Raw genomic sequence first — 17,263 nt, 5'->3', positions numbered from 1 at the left:
ATGCTTACTCAGCAACCAGAAGACTTCGTAGGAGGGGCTATTTTTTGTACAGCAGTCCTTTTTTCTCTTCCGGATTTACCGGCGTCTTAAAGCGCTTATGCAGCCACAGATATTGTGCCGGGTGTTGGCGAATGTACTTCTCCAGTACTTCGTTACACAGACGTGCATCTTCGGCATCGTCGCCGCTTGGAATTGCCAGGGGGTCGTGCACTTCAACCACGTAGCCTGAGTTATCGGCTTTGCGATACATATTAATTGGCATCACCACCGCCTTACCGGCTTTCACAATACGCGAGGTGGCATTGGTGGTTGCTGCTGGTACGCCAAAGAAGTCGGCAAATACACTGTTTTTACGACCCAGATCCTGATCCGGCGCGTACCACAGTACCTGGCCTTTACGCAGGGTGCGGATAAAGCCACGTACGTCTTTGCGGGTGATGCAGTCCTGATAGATATGCTGGCGACGGCTTTCCATCAGGTAGTTAACCACTTCGTTATCCTGATGGCGGTAGCTGATCACCACGTCCTGGATATTACTCACCAGCGCGCCAATCAGATCCATCATTGGATAATGAGCACCCAGCAGCATCACACCGCGGCCTTCGGCTTGATGCGCTTTAACGGCATCAAAGCCTGAAAATTCGGTGTGCTTCAGCATATAGTCCGGCGCGCGGAACCAGGCCATCATGGTTTCGATCAGGCCAATACCGTTATCGATAAAGGTCTGGCGCACCAGAGCTTCACGTTCGGCTTCGGATTTTTCCGGGAAGCAGAGGCGAATGTTTACTTCAGCAATACGACGGCGGCTGGCCGCCAGCTTATAGGCCAGTAAACCGACGCCCTTACCGATGCTCAGCTGCCAGCGATACGGCAGGTGTACTACGGCAAAAATCAGCCCCAAACCCAGCCAGGTTGGCCAGTATCTTGGCTTTAAAAGATGCTTAGGAAAGGCCTGGGAGGTTGTTTCGTGCTCAGCCATTTAACCAATCCATGTAAGCGAACACACCTTGTTCTACGTTGGCGAATGGCTCGCTGTATCCAGCGTCACGTAACTTCTGAATATCCGCTTCGGTGAAGCTCTGATAAGCGCCTTTCAGGTGATCCGGGAAAGGAACGTATTTTTTGCTGCCGGAGGTACCTTTATTGCCATGCCATTTGATCACGGCATCAGCTACATCGTTAAAGCTCTGGCAGTTACCAGTACCCAGATTAAAGATACCACTTTGTTGTGGGTTCGCCATAAACCACAGGTTTACCTTCACCACGTCGCCAACAAAGACGAAGTCACGGCGTTGTTCGCCGTCACCATAACCGCCGCTGCCGCCGAACAGTTTGCAGATGCCGCCGTTTTTAATTTGATTATTAAAGTGGAACGCCACCGATGACATTGAGCCTTTGTGTTGTTCGCGCGGGCCGTAGACGTTGAAGTAACGGAAACCCACTACCTGACTTTCGAAGGTATGTTCGATCGAACGTACATACTGATCGAACTGCCACTTGGAGTAGCCATAAACGTTTAATGGCTTCTCGTGGGAACGTTCTTCTTTAAACACATCGCTGCCGCCATAAACCGAGGCACTGGAGGCGTATAAGAACTGGATCTTTTTCTCCAGGCAGGCGTGCAGCAGAATTTTCGAATATTCGTAGTTATTTTCCATCATAAACTTGCCGTCCCACTCGGTGGTGGAAGAGCAGGCGCCTTCGTGGAAAATTGCTTCAACGCCGTCGAGAATGCCGTCGTCTAATTGCACACGCTGAATAAAGTCGTCTTTATCCAGGTAATCGGCGATATCGCAATCGCTGATGTTGTAGAACTTTTTACCGTCGCTTAAATCGTCGACCACGATGATGTCTTTACGGCCCTGTTCGTTCAGGGTCTTTACGATGTTGCTGCCGATAAATCCGGCACCACCGGTAACAATAATCATATTTTTCACCTCAAATTGTTATGGGGTATCTGGTTATTGTTGTTGCTCGGGGCGTGTGCTGCAGGGAGCAGCACCCGAGCGTACAGGGACGTATTTACCGCGTCCCCGACAATAAGAATGACCAGGTGCCCTAAATCTTTAATTAATCAGTGGCTTCTTCGGCCTGAATTCGTTTCACAATGGCGGTAGTGGAGCAGTTATCTTTAAAACTCAGAATAATGACCTCGCCACCATTCTTTTGCACACAGCTGCCACCGGCAATTTCTTCAATTTTGTAATCGCCGCCTTTTACCAGAATATCTGGTAATACACTGCAGATCAGACGTTCTGGAGTGTCTTCACTAAAAGGCACCACCCAGTCGACACTCTCCAGACCAGCCAGTACTGCCATACGGTGATCCAGTGGATTAATCGGGCGGGTTGGGCCTTTTAAGCGACTGACGGATTCATCGGAATTCACCGCCACTAATAAACGGTCGCCTAACGCCTTGGCTTCTTTCAGGTACTGCACATGGCCGGGGTGAATAATGTCGAAACAACCGTTGGTCATCACCAGAGTTTCGCCACGGGCACGGGCTTCTTCCACCAGTAATAACAAACTCTGTTCGTCGAAAATACCGGCGCCCTGATGGCTTTCACTGCGGATTTCCTGGCGCAATTCTTCGGTGGAAACGGTAGCGGTACCCAGTTTGCCAACCACAACGCCAGCAGCGGTATTCGCCAGTGCAGTCGCTTGTTGCAGGTTTTGTTTCGCCGCTAACGACGCTGCCAATACCGAGATCACGGTGTCACCGGCACCGGTGACGTCGTACACTTCGCGCGCTTTGGTTGGTAGGTGGAATGGCTCCTGATCTCGCTCAACCAGCGTCATACCTTTTTCACTGCGGGTAACCAACACTGCTTGTAGGTCGTAGTCCTGAATCAGGGTGCGGGCTTTGGCGACTAAGGTTTCATCATCCTGAGCTTTACCAACAACCGCTTCGAATTCACTCAGGTTTGGCGTGATTAACGTCGCACCACGATAGCGTTCAAAATCGGTACCTTTAGGATCGATCAGCACAGGCACCTGGTGGCGGCGGGCGCTTTCGATCAGACGTTGTGGATTGCTCAGTGCACCTTTGCCGTAGTCGGACAGAATGACCACGCCTGAGGCAGCCACTTTTTCATCAAATGACAGGTAGATGTTGGTCAGGTCTGTCGCATCAAATGCTTCTTCAAAATCGAGGCGAATCAGCTGTTGATGGCGGCTCATAATCCGCAGTTTGGTGATGGTTGGATGTAACGGATGTTTGAGGAAGTCGCAGTCGATACGCGCTTCGTTTAGCATGTTTTCCAGTGCCGCACCATTGTCGTCATTACCGATGATGCCCATCAGGTCGACGCCTGCACCCAGGGTGGAGATATTCAGCGCTACGTTACCTGCGCCGCCGGCACGGTTTTCGATGTCCTGAATTTTAACCACAGGTACCGGTGCTTCCGGAGAAATACGCGAGGTTGGGCCCTGCCAGTAGCGGTCGAGCATTACATCACCAAACACCAGAACTCTGGCCTGGTGGAAATCGGGAATGGTTACATCCATCTCTGAGATCACACACAATTTTTGAAGGCGGGCAGTGTACCACAACGTGGTTATGCTCCATACGCTATGGTCATGCCTCTGTGCTAAACTAACGCGCTGTTTTTATCTGATGTAAGGCTTGGTGTGGCTCGTTTCCTTTACACTGTGTTGTATGCACTTCTGCTGCCGGTTTTTGTTGCCCGTTTATGGTGGCGTGGACGCCTGAATCCTGGCTATCGCCAGCGTATTGCTGAACGCTTTGGCTTATTACCACACCGACCTGCAGCCAATGGTTTATGGGTGCATGCGGTATCGGTTGGCGAGACCCTGGCGGCGGCGCCTTACATCAAAGCAATGCAAAGCCAGTATCCTGACCTGCCAATCATCGTAACCACCACCACACCAACCGGTTCTGAACAGGTTAAGCGTTTATTTGGTGAACGTGTTTTCCATATGTTTTTGCCGTATGACCTGCCGGTGTTCTGGAAGCCGTTTCTTAATCGTATTCAGCCAGGTCTGCTGGTGGTGATGGAAACCGAGCTGTGGCCTAACTTAATGGCTGCCTGTGAAAACAAAAAGATTCCGGTGATGCTGGCCAATGCCCGGTTGTCGGAAAAGTCAGCTCGCGGATATGCCAAGTTCTCTGCGCTAACCACTCCGATGTTACAACGCCTGAATCTGGTGGCGGCGCAAAACGCTACCGATGGACAGCGTTTTATTGGCCTGGGTCTGCCTGACAGCAAAATGGAAGTGACCGGCAGTGTGAAATTTGATGTCGACTTACCGGCTGATCTTACAGACAAAGGAGCTGCATTACGTCAGCAGTGGGGAGCCGATCGTAAGGTTTTAGCATTGGCTTCCAGTCACGCGAATGAAGATGAACAGCTGCTGGCGATTTATCCACAATTAAAAGCGGCGTGCCCGGAGTTATTACTACTATTGATTCCGCGCCATCCGGAACGTTTTGATGCTGTAACCCAGGCGGCAAAACAAGCCGGGTTACAGGTGTGTCGCCGTAGCCAGAGTCAGGCTGACGGCCAGTGTGAAGTGTATATCGCTGATACCATGGGCGAGATGTTGCAGTTATTGTCTGCAGCGGATCTGGTGTTGATGGGAGGCAGCCTGATTGAGCACGGTGGCCATAACCCAATTGAGCCTGCGGCATTAGGCAAGGCGACATTAACAGGTCCGCACTATATGAATTTTGCTGCGATTGTCGACACCCTGGTAGAAGAGCAGGCCCTGGCGGTTGTGCAACCGGAATCATTATGTGAGGACGTATTGGCGTTTCTTAATGATGACGACAAACGTAACGCCATGGGTGAGGCCGGTTTAAAGACAGTCGCCAAAAACCGTGGAGCGGTGCAGCGTTTGGTGGAAATATCCGGCAACTTTTTATTTGATTAAAAGCCAACCGCTATCGTTGGCTCAAAGACACTGTAACTCGAAGGTGGTTTCAAAGCGGAAAGAAGAGTGCACGCTGTGGCGCTCAGCAAAAAACAGATCGAACGAATAAGTGTTATTTGGCTCGATGCCCAGTTCATCCGCCACTTCATCCAGATACACGGTTTTTTCGGTTGCCCCGTGTACCCCACCAATATCAATGGCTAATTTACCATTAATAAAAATCCATAAATCGTCATCGCCATTAAATTTAAAATGGCCACCTTCGACATAAAAGAATTTCAGGTGAGTTTCCAGTGTGAAATGATAATTATGGGCAAAGCCCTGATTGCCAAAACCTTCACCATCAATCGGGAAAAACGCGGAATTGGTATAACGATAAAACCCGGGAGTGATCTCATTCATTTCCAGCGTCTTTGACATCGCCATATTGACGCCAGGCACGTTGCGATACCACTGGTTAAAGTTATCTTCCCCGTGAGTTGTAAAACTTTCCCCGGCGTACACCGGACGACCATCTGCCCCTAAATCTTTTTTGACGATGCCATAATCCCAGCCAAATACGCCGCCCTCGAAATCAGGGTGGCTGGATTTAAAATCACGAATTAAAACCGGGATTTGCCGTACGCCACTGTCTGGGTTTACACAGGTACATATTTTATCGTAATCCCCTGGCTGAGATGACTCTGCACCGTCTGCTGCAGCGAACTGAGCAGTTAGCAGCAGTGGAGCAATAATACTGAATAAAGTAACTGTGCCAGACGATTTCATAAGCTCACCGACTATAAACACTCAAGTTCAAAACTGGTTTCAAAGATAAACCTGGAAGCGCCGGTATGACGCTCGGCAAAAAACAGATCGAATGAATAACTGTTGCCCGGCTCAATGCCCAGCTCATCAGCGATATCATCCAGATTAACGATTTTTTCCAGCGCCGGGTGTAAGCCACCCAACTCAACCGCCATCTTACCGTTAATAAAAATCCATAAATCATCGTCGCCGAGGAAACGGAAGGTTCCACCTTCAACGTAATAAAACTTCAGGTGTGTTTCCAGAGTGAAGTGGAAATTACGTTCCGTCCCTTCGTAATCATAAGCTGAGTTGCCAAAGCCATCGCCATCAATCGGGAAGAAGCGCCAGTTTTCATAAGTGTATTTGTACGGGCTGTCGCTGCTGCTTGGGCGCATCGTTAGCGTTCGCGACAGGGTTTTATTCACACCCGGCACATCACGATACCACTGATCAAAGTTGGCTTTACCACGAGTTGTTTCGGTGCCTCCCGGACGATCGCGATAAACCGGGCGTCCATCCGGGCCCAGGGTATCTTCTGTAATGCCAGCATCGCGCGGGTCATGTGTGTATTCGCTCGACGGAATTTCAAAGTCAGGATGTGCTGCGGTAAAATCGCGAATGGTTACCGGGATTTGTCGCAGGCCACTGCCTTCCTGTACGCAACTGCACACCTGGTCGTAAACAGCTGGTTGGCTTTCATCCGTAGCTGACACCGACGTTGTCAGCATCAGTGCCAGAAATCCGCAAAAGTAATGTATCTTCATAATAAGCCCTCGGGTTTCTGCTCAGAAGAAGGCCGTAATGCCAGTGGTGAATTCCAGGTTGTGGTTACGCTTTTTATCCGCCGACAATTCAGACTTAAAAGTATGATCACGGAAATCAATATTTACGGTTAACCAGTCCTTCAGAATAATTCGATAACCACTGCCATAAGTCAGAGTGAAATGTTTATCACCGGCAAACTCGGTATTGCCTGCTCCCGCTACAATATAAAATGCGCTATTAAAGGCTAATGATTGTGTGACGAATGTCTCACCCGGGAAAATATTGTAGCCAACCAGCAGGTTGTAATAGGTGTATTTACGGTCATCTCCGGCTAAAAAGCGCACTCCGTCGCCTGCTTGTTCTTCCGCATAAGAGATACCGGCTTCAGCCCGGCCTAAATTAGCCTGCAGGAAAAAGTCTTCGGTCGCATGAAACGATGTTTTCAAACCGAACACTTCACTACTGGTGAAATCTTCAATTGAAAGAATGCCGACGTAAGCACCTATCTCGAAAAACTCAGTGTCAATCTGGGCTTCGTATGCTTCACGCTGCTCACTGTCAGGCTCAACCACCACGATAGGTTTAATATCGACGGAGCCGTCCGCACCATCAGCATGCGCTAATGTTGCACCTAAAAAAGCCGAAGCTAAAAGAAACTGCTGAAACCGATTCGCCATGCGGAATTACTCGTTGAACCATTGTCACCGGAAATGTGCACTTTGCGATATTCGCCGCGCACTACAAAGTTGAGGCCGATGTAATAATTGATACCAGCGCCGGTAAAACGGTAGTCACTGTCGAAATCATTATTTCGGCCAACGTTCAGCGTTTCCTTCTGCTGAAACTTCTGCTTACCATATCCGTGGCTGATAAAAGGGGTAAAAGCCAGCGATTTAATCGGTTCCAGCAAAAGACTGCCACCGTAGCTGTAACCTTCTACGTCATCGGCAAACACCTGGCCGATTTCTGCTTCCACACTCAGGAAACTGAATAACCGATATCCCAGTAGCACACTGGCGGTTTCATCATCGTCCTGCTGGCCCAGAGCAAAACCAATATTAAATTTCTGGGCTAAATAATCGCCATGGTGAACTTCCGGCAATGCGGCGGGTAAGCCGGTTGATGCAATGGTTCGCGCCAATTTCTCTTGTGGTACCCAGCCTTCGCGCAAACGCCGGTCAGAAACCAGATACCAGTTACCACGGCGTTTGTAGACGTTAACCTGATCACCCTGCTCAATGGTGTTAATAATCGGATAACCACGGCCAGGACCACTGTGCAGTTCAATGTAAGAGTCGATCACCGACAGCTGAATACGCTCGGATTCGTTTTTATCTGTTTGTGTACCGGAGGTTAAAAAACGATCAAAAAAAGACGTTGAGGCTTTAGATTCAGCCTTGTTCGTGTGCTGGTCTTCGGCATTAACGCTGGCGGAAAACAACAAGCCAAAACCGCAAAGCAGGGTGATAAATCTGCGCCAAAACACACTTTCTTTTCCAGCTAATAAACCGAACTGATGACCGCAAAAAAACAAAACTGCTACGCTCCCATTGTTCGAAAAACCACTAAAAAACAGCTCATATGCAGAGCCGGCAAGTTATACGGTAATTAAATTTTGCTGTCTAATTTAACCGTTTTTGCAACACGGAACTGTGCGCTGATTAATGCTTTGCACAGGTAAAAACACAAACAAAACAACAACAAATATTTCTCAAAATGTCCTTTGTGGCCATTTTTGACTAGCGGGCGCTGGCGCAGTTTTTCCGATTATTACCTTTTATTCTCGTTTTTGTGCGTTTGGTCTAAAACTGCGATTTTGGCCGCTTGAGCTTGAAAAATCGCTATAGTAGTCTACCAGCCCTTTCGCTGAATAACTGTTTTGTCAGTAGTTATTTCGCGTCATATTGATTTTCTGAGGTGTCGCAATGGGAGTAAACAAGGCATTTTTTTGTTGCTTATTGCTATTTGCGACGACCCTGTCACAAGCTGAAAAAATTGAATTTGCCGGTGAGCAACGCAAGCAAACCGCGCAGCAAGCGTTGGATACAGTGAAAGATCTGTCGCGTGAAATTCAGCAACTAAAAACCAATATCGTTGGCCTCAACAAAGATCTGCGCCTGATGGAAGAAGAACTGCTGTTCCCATCAAGTTCTCAGGTGTCGGTATTTGTATCGTTGGATATTGGTCAGTTTTTTAAACTGGAAAGCATCAAGGTCAAACTCGACGGCAAGCAGGTCGTCAGTCATATCTACAGTGATAAGCAACGGAATGCACTTGCCCGGGGTGGCGTACAACGACTGTACTTGACCAACCTTAACCTGGGTGAACACACACTGTCGGCGTTTTTTACCGGCATCGGCCCCAATGGACGGCCCTATAAGCGTGCTTCTGAGCTGAATTTCACTAAACAAAAAGGCAGCCATTATATTGAGCTGGCGGTAGTGGATGATTTCAGCAAACAGGAGCCCACGTTCGTTATTAAGCAGTGGTGATTTATGCGCTGCTTTCTGCTCCTCATCCTGGCATTAATCCCGCTGCAATCCTGGTCTGAAGAGAATGTCCGCGACCTCAAGTTCGGCACCATCCTGTTCGATTATTACCAGCAGAATTATTTTAACTCGCTGATTGGTTATGAAGTGGCCAAGGCCCGTGGCGAGCTGAAACATCAGAAAAATGAAGCGCGCTTACTGCAGGGTGGGATGACTCTGTCTTACGGTTTACCACAACAAGCCGAAGATATTTTTCTCGATTTGTTAAAGCAGCAGGTATCAGAGCCTGACCGCAACAAAGCCTGGTTTTATCTCGCTAAGCTTTATTACCAAAAAGGTGAAACTGATAAAGCAACTGAAACACTGGCGCTGGTAAAAGGCGAAATTCCACAAGAAATTAAACGCGAATTTAACTATCTCGCGACTCTGATCAATATCCACAATGACCATTTAGATATTGCCGAACAAGCCATCGCAGCCAGTGCCAAAGGCAGTGTTTATGAGCCTTATCTGATGTTTAACCTGGCGGCATCACAATTATCCCGGGGGTTAATCGGTGACAGCGAAATCAATTTCCAGCGTGTGATTGATTACACCAAAACTCACAAAGACGAAGAATTTGCCGTACTGGCTGACCGCGCTAAACAAGCACTGGCACATGTGGATGTTGAGCAAAACGATTTGTTATCAGCCTGGGGACACCTTCAGAATGTCCGCACTACCGGTTTATACAGCAACCGGGCATTACTCAGTTATGGCTGGACCGCCATTAAACTGGAGCGCTACACCCAGGCAATTCCTGCTTTAAAAGCACTCGATCAGCGCTCCATCAGTATTGCCGAAGTTCAGGAGGCCAAAGTATTACTGGCTCACCTGTACGAACAACAAGGCGCACACCGTACTGCACTGAAACACTATTTATTAGCTGAAAAAGCATTCGCTTCCGGAGTTGATGCCATTGGTGGTGCACGCCGTGTGATTGCCGGGCAACGAATTCCGCAAGAATTCGTACGTAATCTCGAAGCCATGATGGATGAAACCGACTGGTACGGTAGCGAGCCGAGTCTCGACTACAACAAGCTGACTCCCTTCCTGATCGAACTGATGTCGAGTAACCCGTTTCATATCGTGATTAAAGAATTACGTGACCTTTATGCGCTGCAGGACAACCTGAATTACTGGCGCCGCCAGGCTGACGAACACCAGCTGATTATTCGTCACCGCCAGCAGGGCTGGAGCAGTGACTCACTGGCGAAATTCGTCGAAGAAAATCAGGCCATGAAAGATCAGATGGAAACTAAAGTCAGCGAACTGCAGCTGCACAGTGTGGCTTTAAGTGTGGAAGAACAGCAACGCTTTGAACCCATGCTGGATGCAGTGCGTGATGATTTTGATCAGATGGAAAAAATGCTGAAAAAGATTCGCCGTATCGAAAAGCCGTACCGCGAATCGGAACAGAAGCTGGCCTGGATGGCTCAGCTGCACCAGGAAATTGATAACAAACTGGCACAGGTCGACCAGCTGATTCTTAAGCTGGAGCAGGTCATGCGCAAAGTTGTTAACGCCGAATTAGATAAACACGAAGAGCGAATGAAGTACTACTGGGCCCAGGCCCGGTTAGGTAAGGCTCGATTGTACGACCGTACTCTGCTCAATCTGGAACAGGCTGCTCCTGTTCCGACCGAGGTGAATTAATCATGTTGAACCGACGCCTGTTATTGACGATCGCAATCAGCTCTGCCGTTGCTGCCTGTAGTTCACAGGGCACCATTGGTAGTCTGAATCAGGTAGAAACTGAAGACTTAAAAGAAGTCGAAATCGATCAGCTCAGCCATCAGCAGATACGCGACCAGTATCAGGAAATTCTTGGTCTGGTGGACGACGACTACATCAAAGAACAAATTGAACGCCGTATTTCCGGGGTTCATATGCAGGAAGGTGATGCTCAGTCTGCCAACCCGAATACGCCTCCGGCTCAGGGTTATTATCGCAATGCCATCGCCAGCTATCGCGACATTCTGGAAAAATATCCAAACAGTCCGGATAACGCCGAAGTGTTATATCAGCTTGCCAAGGCTTATGACATTGAAGGTCAGCCAGAAAATGCACTGGCGATGATGCGCCGTCTGGAAACCTACCACCCGGATTATGAGCACATGCCGGAAGTTTATTTCCGCATGGGCGATTTGCATTTTAATGCCGCACGTTATCCTCAGGCCGAAAAGGCGTACCGCAAAACCGCCAGCTATAACAAAGCATCTTTGAACAATAATGCGCACTATATGCTGGCCTGGACTCTGTATAAGCAAGGCGCGTTTGATAAATCTCTGGGCGAATTTGCGTTGGTGCTGAATGCCCTGTATCAGGAAGACGGCACAACCAGCGGCCTGAATAATGTCGAGCAATCGTTAATTGACGATACGCTGCATAGCATGAGTCTGGCACTGGTTAATCTCGGTGGTGCTCAGGCCATTCGCGATGTTCCTGAGTTGCGTAACAAAGCCTATATCTGGCGCCTGTACCAACAACTGGCCGGGTTTTATTTAACCAAAAACCTTTATTCCGACAGTGCTGCCACGTATCGAGAATTTATTGATCGTTTCCCTATGCGGGAGCGTACCAGTCGCTTCCATACCGAATTAATTAAGGTATACGTCAAAGGCGCTTTCCCGAAACTGGTGCTGGAAGAAAAAGAAGTTTATGCCAACAACTATGGCCCGCAGAGCGATTATTTCGCACGTTTCCCGCAATTGCAGCAGGGTATCCGTGAAGACCTGCAGGAATATTATGTTGAACTGGCCAGCCACTATCACAGCCAGGGCCAGCAGGCGCTTAGCAAGGCCAAGCGTAAATCTGCAGAAGCTCACCTGGCTGAACTGGGCGAAAAATCTCTGACCAGCGCGACGGATTTTTATCAGCGTTATCTGACTTTATTTGTTAACGATAAAGCCGCTGCAGATATCCGTTATAAAAAGGCGGAAGCCCAGTTCGAGAATCAACAGTTTGGTGCAGCAGCTGAAGACTATCAGCAGGTTGCCTACAACAATAACGCCGATTATGAGTTAGCCAACAAAGCCGGTTACGCCGCGATTGTTTCCTATCAGAAGCACATTGATAGCCTGGAAAAACAGCAGGCTGATCAGAGTGATGTTGATAACTGGCGAGCGACATCGCTGAAAAGCATGTTGCAGTTCACCGAAGTATTCCATAAAGACAGCCGTTCGACGGCGGTATTAACCAACGCTTCCCAGGCGATGTTTGCGCTGAAGCAATATAACCGTGCGATTAAAGTCGCCAGCGGCCTGCTGGAAAATGTTCAGGATCTGAATAACGATTTGAAAAAGACCGCGTTTGGTATTCTGGCGCAGTCACGTTTCAGCCTGAAACAGTATCAGACCGCCGCCAGCAACTATCAGGCACAGCGTAATTTCACAAAAGCGAACAGCAAAGAATATCGTCAGATCAGCGACAATATTGCCACCTCGGTTTATCAATACGCTGAGCAGCTAAAACAGCAAAATAATAATGACGAAGCCATTCAACAATTGCTGTCGCTGAAAAAGCTGACGCCAAATGCCAATACCCGAATTGTTGCCCAGTACGATGCTGCATCACTGTTGCTGGCAGCAAAACGCTGGGATGCCGCCATTACTGAGCTGCAACAACTGAAAGCACAATTCCCACAACACAAACTGGCGCCGGAGTTTCCACGAAAACTGGCCTTTGCCTATGAAAATAAACAGGACTGGCCAGAAGCATTGGCTGCCTACGAGTATCTGTTTAATAAAGATCCGGACGCAGGTGTACGCCAGGAAGCATTATTTATTTCCGCCGGTTTAGCCGAGAAGCTGGCCGACGTAAATAAAGCCATCAGCTATTACCGCGACTATGCCCATAAGTACGAGCAGCCATTCGATAACCGCATGGAAGCCCGTTACAAACTGTCTGTGTTGTATGAAAAGAAAGACGATAAAAATCGTCAGTTATTCTGGTTACGACGCATTATTGCCGGTGATAAAAACGCCGGTGAGCAGCGCACCGAACGCAGCCAATGGTTAGCTGCCTGGGCCAACAGTAAATACGGTGATTATTTTGCCTGGGAGTTTAATCGTCGCAAGCTGCGTCTGCCGATTGAAAGCAGCATCAGCCGTAAAAATGGTTTCCTGCAGGATGCCGCAACTCGTTACGGCATGGCAGCAGAATACGGCATCCTCGAATTTGTTAGCCAATCCAATCTGAAGCTGGCCAACCTATATCAGAAATTTGCCGGCGAACTGTTAAAAGCGCCAACTCCGGCGGGTTTATCTGCCGCTGATCAGGCGTTGTATGCACAGGTATTTGAGCAACAATCCGAGCCACTGCAGCAGCTGGCGCAGGATTATTTTATGGCAAATATCGAACTGGCCTGGCAGGGCCATTACACCACTTGGATTCAGCAGAGTTTTGATGCCATGCGTCAACTGGCTCCGCTGCGTTTTGACCAGACAGAACAGGTAGCGAAATATGGCGATGAAATCCGTTAATTACAGCACTGGCCTGCTGACTCTGGTCGCCACCTTGTGGTTGTCCGGTTGTGCCACCAAGGTTGCGCAGCCAGAACAGGCAGAACCCGAAAGCCAGGACAAAATCAGTGCGTTGCTGAAACCTGCTAGTGATAAGCCGGAGCTGCAGCCAACTGAATCTTATTTACCACGTCAGCAAAAAGATCCACAAGGTCAGTGGTTGGCGTATGAGCCACAGAAAAATCCATACCTGGTGAATAAGTCTCAGGTAAATAAAGGCTCTGTGCTGTTATTTATTGAAGCTCAGCAAGCCTGGCGTGCAGAAGATTTCGCCACCGTGGAACAAAAACTCGGTGTCATCATTAATAACGATAAGAAGTTATCCGGCCCCTGGGTGATGAAGGCCCGGTTGGCATTGCGCAATGAAAAGTATAAAGAAGCTGAACAACATCTGCTGCAAGCCATCAGCCTGAACAGCAATAACGTTAATGCTTACACCTTGCTGGCGCAGACCCAGCGTTTACAGGGTAAATACTTTCACGCCCAGAATACTCTGGCAGAGGCACTGAAGTTGTGGTCGGACTTTCCGGAAGCGCATTACAACCTGGCCATTATTTATGATGCCTATCTGAATAAAGAGCCGCAGGCGCAGCAACACCTGGAAGCTTTTATGTTCCTGGAAAAAGATGTTGATCCAAAAGACTTTAACTGGTTGCAGGATATTGCCAGTCGTACCGGCATCCGCGAAAGCCAGGTTGGACAATTGACGAACCCAAGTAAATTTCTGCAACAAGCGGCGGATACTGTCGCTGTCGAGCAGTAGGAGGGGCTGTGAATTATCGTAAACGACTTTGTCAGATTGCGCCGTTATTGGCGTTTGTGACCTGTGTCAGCGCCGAAGAACCGATAAAACTGGAGAGTAGTTTTGTTGGTGATAAGGAGCAGCCGGCTGTCAGTTATTTTGTTCCCTGGAAGGGCCCGGAAGGTGCCGACAAGCTCTACCAGAAACAAGAAGATAAGTATGAAAAAAGCATCGACAGTGTAGATCGTGAAGTGATGTTGAGGTCGATGCGTATTTATAACGAAATGAATTTAGAAGGTCGTGGCCAGCAATAGGCGACGAAACAGATCTGAGGTTTTTATGGAATTTTATTCAGCGATTGTCACCTTTTTCCAGCAAGGTGGTTTCTTTATTTATCCTATCGCTTTGGTGTTTGCCCTTGGTCTGGCAATTACGGTGGAACGCTGGCGTTTTCTGAAACGCGAGAAAGTTCGCAACCTGAAAGCATTTGATGACTTTCTGCCGTTATTACGAACTGACGATCATGAAAAAATGACTTTGTTTACCCGTGACAATACCGCACCGGTGTCACGCATGATTGGTTGTGGCCTGGATATGATGAAGGTTACCAAAATGCGTGCGGATGTTGAGCAGGCGATGAGTGAAGGCATGATGGAATCGGTACCACGTCTGGAACAACGTACCGGTTATTTAGCCGTGCTGGCTAACGTGGCTACTCTGCTCGGCCTGTTAGGTACCATTATTGGTCTGATTGCCGCTTTTACCGCGGTAGCCAGTGCTGATCCAGCGGAAAAATCCCGGCTGTTATCTGAATCGATTTCGGTTGCGATGAACACCACTGCATTTGGTCTGATTGCGGCCATTCCATTACTGGTTTTCCACGCAGTTTTAACCAATAAAACCAATGCCATTATCGGCAGCATTGAAATGGCAGGTGTTAAGTTCCTTAACGTGATGACCCTGAATCGTGCTATCGAAGCCGGTATGCCGAAGTCGCAGTAAGCCAACGCCAGTGGAATAAGCCCATGAGCTTTAAAATAAAACGGTTAGAAACTGACGCCGCTGAAATCGATGTAACCAGCTTTATGAATCTGATGATTGTGCTGGTACCCGTGCTGCTGATGAGTATGACCTTTACCAAAATTACGGTGATGGAAATTAACCTGCCGGAATTATCCGGTGGCAGTGGCAGTACATCACTGGATCAGTCACAGCTCGAAGTTGTTGTTCGTGACAGTGGTATGGCGGTGTATTTCCCGGCCGGTTCATTGGTAAAAGACATTCCTAAAACTGAAGCGGGTCAGTATGACTTTGACACCTTGTCGCTGGTACTGCGTGAGGTAAAGAAAAAGGTCAGCGATAAACGCGATGCGTTAATTATGGTGGGTAAAGATCTCGAATATCAGACTCTGATCAACACCATGGACACCGTTAAGTCTTATCAAACGGTGATTGCCGCTGATCTGGCTGAAGTTGAATTGTTTCCGGAAATATCTCTGGGTGACGTCACCGATAAAAAGAAGGCGAAGTCATAATGCAGGGTACTTCTTTATATAAACGTCCGGACAAGAAAAAAAGCATGGGATTAAACCTGGTGTCACTGATGGACATCTTCACCATTCTGGTTTTCTTCCTGCTAATGAACAGTGGTGACAGTCAGGAAATAGAAAGTGCCAAGTTTATTACACTGCCGGATTCTCAGGCCAAGAGCTCGTTCACCAATGATTTATTAATCACAGTGACTAATAACGACATTCAGATCGACGATATGCCTGTGGTATCCATTGATGCAGTGATCGCTGCTGATGGTAAGGCCGTGGATCAGCTGATGGACGTGCTGAAAGAAAAAGCCGAAGAGCGTGGCGAGTTAAGTGACTTCGAAAAACAATACGGCCGCTCCGTTACCATTCTTGGCGACCAGGAAATTCCGTATGCCATCCTGCGCAGCGTGATGGCCAGCTGTTCACAGCAAAACTTTCGCGATATTGCGCTTGCGGTTAATCAGGTGGTTGAAGGCGTGGTATCGGTATCCAGCGGACCGGCACAGGTGGCGAGCGAATGACTGATTTAAGCGCAAAACCACTCGACCATTTGGCACTCGACGTTGTCCTGCCCTGGCACGAAGATGAACAGCAGGCCAGCCGTTTTAAAAAGCTGGCCCAGCGTATCGTTATTCCGTTTATGGCTTTTATGCTGGTGATGCCTTTATTGCCGGATTTAACCCCGGAAAAAGAAATCGAGAAAAAAGTTGTCACGCGTTTGATGCTCGATCAGCCAGAGCCGGAGCCAATTCCGCAGCCTGATCCGGAGCCGGTTAAGCCGAAGGCCCCGAAGATAAAACCAAAAGCGGCGAAAGAAACACAAAAGGCAGGAGCACCCGATTCACGTCCGAATCTGCAGGCATTAACGCAACAATTAAACGCGTTACGCAGCAGTGCTAACAGTGTGAAACGCCAGAAGAAAAATGTACTGGTGGCGAAAAGCGGCAAAGTGCAAAAAAGCAGCCGTTCGTTATTGGGACAAAAAAATGCGGTGACCACCAGTAGTGGTTTGGCCAGCAGTGAATTAACGGTGAATACCCAGGGCGTACAGTTAGCCGGGCATGAATCCGGAGAAATCGACAGCCCGATTATGCCAATTGAACTGCCAACGGAAGATGAATATCTCGATCCGAAACAGGAAAGCCGACGAGATATGCAAAGCATCCGTCGCACACTTGAGCGACATAAAGGATCGGTTTATGCGCTTTATACCAAAGCGTTAAGAGTTAATCCGGAATTGAATGGCCGCTTTATTTTTGAGTTCACGATTTCACCTAATGGTGAAGTCACCGGACTGAAAATTAAAAGCAGCGAACTAAATAATAAGGCTCTTGAGAGTCAGATGTTGGATAAAATACGCCGTATAAGTTTTGGTCAACAAGACGTTATTGCAACGGCGGTCCAATACACATTCACCTTCGTTCCTTCGTAATAAAGCGCCATATTGATATTTCTATGGCTGTGTTGAACTGATACCCGACG

At 48.4% G+C, this 17,263-nt stretch carries 17 protein-coding genes; 10 read left to right on the top strand and 7 right to left on the bottom strand.

The window, feature by feature from the left end; translation table 11 throughout:
- Positions 1-37: 37 nt before the first annotated feature.
- The 3 genes from lpxL to hldE all read right to left on the bottom strand — a co-directional run bounded on the left by lpxL (position 38) and on the right by hldE (position 3,507).
- Entirely contained in the window at positions 38-979 is a 942-nt protein-coding gene (gene lpxL, locus ACOQOZ_RS13290; protein WP_420588633.1) for an LpxL/LpxP family Kdo(2)-lipid IV(A) lauroyl/palmitoleoyl acyltransferase, read from the bottom strand.
- Positions 972-1,928: an ADP-glyceromanno-heptose 6-epimerase gene (rfaD, locus tag ACOQOZ_RS13285; RefSeq protein ID WP_420588632.1), complete on the bottom strand. Its 957-nt coding sequence runs from the start codon at positions 1,926-1,928 to the stop codon at positions 972-974. Before rfaD ends, lpxL begins: the two co-directional genes overlap by 8 nt.
- A gap of 142 nt (positions 1,929-2,070) precedes the next feature.
- Complete coding sequence (gene hldE, locus ACOQOZ_RS13280; RefSeq protein WP_420592419.1) at positions 2,071-3,507, bottom strand: bifunctional D-glycero-beta-D-manno-heptose-7-phosphate kinase/D-glycero-beta-D-manno-heptose 1-phosphate adenylyltransferase HldE; 1,437 nt, start codon at positions 3,505-3,507, stop codon at positions 2,071-2,073.
- A 123-nt stretch (positions 3,508-3,630) separates the two neighbouring features.
- On the opposite strand from hldE, the gene waaA reads away from it, so the two are divergent.
- Positions 3,631-4,893, top strand: a complete 1,263-nt coding sequence (waaA, locus tag ACOQOZ_RS13275) for a lipid IV(A) 3-deoxy-D-manno-octulosonic acid transferase (RefSeq protein WP_420588631.1) — start codon at positions 3,631-3,633, stop codon at positions 4,891-4,893.
- A 21-nt stretch (positions 4,894-4,914) separates the two neighbouring features.
- Here waaA and ACOQOZ_RS13270 read toward each other — a convergent pair whose 3' ends face one another.
- Genes ACOQOZ_RS13270 through ACOQOZ_RS13255 form a run of 4 tightly spaced genes read right to left on the bottom strand, consistent with a single transcriptional unit; the run spans position 4,915 to position 7,933 of the window.
- Entirely contained in the window at positions 4,915-5,661 is a 747-nt protein-coding gene (locus ACOQOZ_RS13270; protein WP_420588630.1) for a fibro-slime domain-containing protein, read from the bottom strand.
- A gap of 11 nt (positions 5,662-5,672) precedes the next feature.
- On the bottom strand, positions 5,673-6,446 hold the full coding sequence (locus ACOQOZ_RS13265) for a fibro-slime domain-containing protein (RefSeq protein WP_420588629.1): 774 nt from the start codon (positions 6,444-6,446) through the stop codon (positions 5,673-5,675).
- Positions 6,447-6,467: 21 nt separating this feature from the next.
- Positions 6,468-7,124, bottom strand: a complete 657-nt coding sequence (locus ACOQOZ_RS13260) for an outer membrane beta-barrel domain-containing protein (protein WP_420588628.1) — start codon at positions 7,122-7,124, stop codon at positions 6,468-6,470.
- Positions 7,094-7,933 carry an SH3 domain-containing protein gene (locus ACOQOZ_RS13255; protein ID WP_420588627.1) on the bottom strand — a complete coding sequence of 280 codons (840 nt, stop codon included), beginning with the start codon at positions 7,931-7,933 and terminating at the stop codon, positions 7,094-7,096. Before ACOQOZ_RS13255 ends, ACOQOZ_RS13260 begins: the two co-directional genes overlap by 31 nt.
- A 439-nt stretch (positions 7,934-8,372) precedes the next feature.
- On the opposite strand from ACOQOZ_RS13255, the gene ACOQOZ_RS13250 reads away from it, so the two are divergent.
- Genes ACOQOZ_RS13250 through ACOQOZ_RS13210 form a run of 9 tightly spaced genes read left to right on the top strand, consistent with a single transcriptional unit; the run spans position 8,373 to position 17,213 of the window.
- Positions 8,373-8,939: an AraC family transcriptional regulator gene (locus ACOQOZ_RS13250; RefSeq protein WP_420588626.1), complete on the top strand. Its 567-nt coding sequence runs from the start codon at positions 8,373-8,375 to the stop codon at positions 8,937-8,939.
- Between the two features lie 3 nt (positions 8,940-8,942).
- Positions 8,943-10,631: a tetratricopeptide repeat protein gene (locus ACOQOZ_RS13245; RefSeq protein WP_420588625.1), complete on the top strand. Its 1,689-nt coding sequence runs from the start codon at positions 8,943-8,945 to the stop codon at positions 10,629-10,631.
- A gap of 2 nt (positions 10,632-10,633) precedes the next feature.
- Positions 10,634-13,459 carry a tetratricopeptide repeat protein gene (locus ACOQOZ_RS13240; RefSeq protein WP_420588624.1) on the top strand — a complete coding sequence of 942 codons (2,826 nt, stop codon included), beginning with the start codon at positions 10,634-10,636 and terminating at the stop codon, positions 13,457-13,459.
- Positions 13,440-14,261 (top strand): tetratricopeptide repeat protein, encoded by an 822-nt coding sequence (locus ACOQOZ_RS13235; protein WP_420588623.1) that lies wholly within the window; start codon positions 13,440-13,442, stop codon positions 14,259-14,261. The genes ACOQOZ_RS13240 and ACOQOZ_RS13235 overlap by 20 nt, the downstream gene beginning before the upstream one ends.
- Before the next feature lie 8 nt (positions 14,262-14,269).
- A complete protein-coding gene (locus tag ACOQOZ_RS13230) occupies positions 14,270-14,554 on the top strand; it encodes a hypothetical protein (protein WP_420588622.1) in 285 nt (94 codons plus the stop codon).
- Between the two features lie 25 nt (positions 14,555-14,579).
- The gene (locus tag ACOQOZ_RS13225; RefSeq protein ID WP_420588621.1) at positions 14,580-15,242 is read left to right on the top strand and encodes a MotA/TolQ/ExbB proton channel family protein; all 663 of its coding nucleotides are present in this window, start codon (positions 14,580-14,582) and stop codon (positions 15,240-15,242) included.
- A 23-nt stretch (positions 15,243-15,265) separates the two neighbouring features.
- Positions 15,266-15,775 (top strand): ExbD/TolR family protein, encoded by a 510-nt coding sequence (locus tag ACOQOZ_RS13220; protein ID WP_420588620.1) that lies wholly within the window; start codon positions 15,266-15,268, stop codon positions 15,773-15,775.
- Positions 15,775-16,302, top strand: a complete 528-nt coding sequence (locus ACOQOZ_RS13215; protein WP_420588619.1) for an ExbD/TolR family protein — start codon at positions 15,775-15,777, stop codon at positions 16,300-16,302. The genes ACOQOZ_RS13220 and ACOQOZ_RS13215 overlap by 1 nt, the downstream gene beginning before the upstream one ends.
- Complete coding sequence (locus ACOQOZ_RS13210; protein WP_420588618.1) at positions 16,299-17,213, top strand: AgmX/PglI C-terminal domain-containing protein; 915 nt, start codon at positions 16,299-16,301, stop codon at positions 17,211-17,213. Before ACOQOZ_RS13215 ends, ACOQOZ_RS13210 begins: the two co-directional genes overlap by 4 nt.
- The last annotated feature ends 50 nt before the right edge of the window (positions 17,214-17,263 follow it).

The sequence above is a fragment of the Bacterioplanoides sp. genome (assembly GCF_965219715.1).
Lineage (GTDB): Bacteria > Pseudomonadota > Gammaproteobacteria > Pseudomonadales > Oceanobacteraceae > Bacterioplanoides.
Note: the sequence above shows the minus strand (reverse complement) of the source record. Positions and strands in the feature narration are given on the sequence as shown.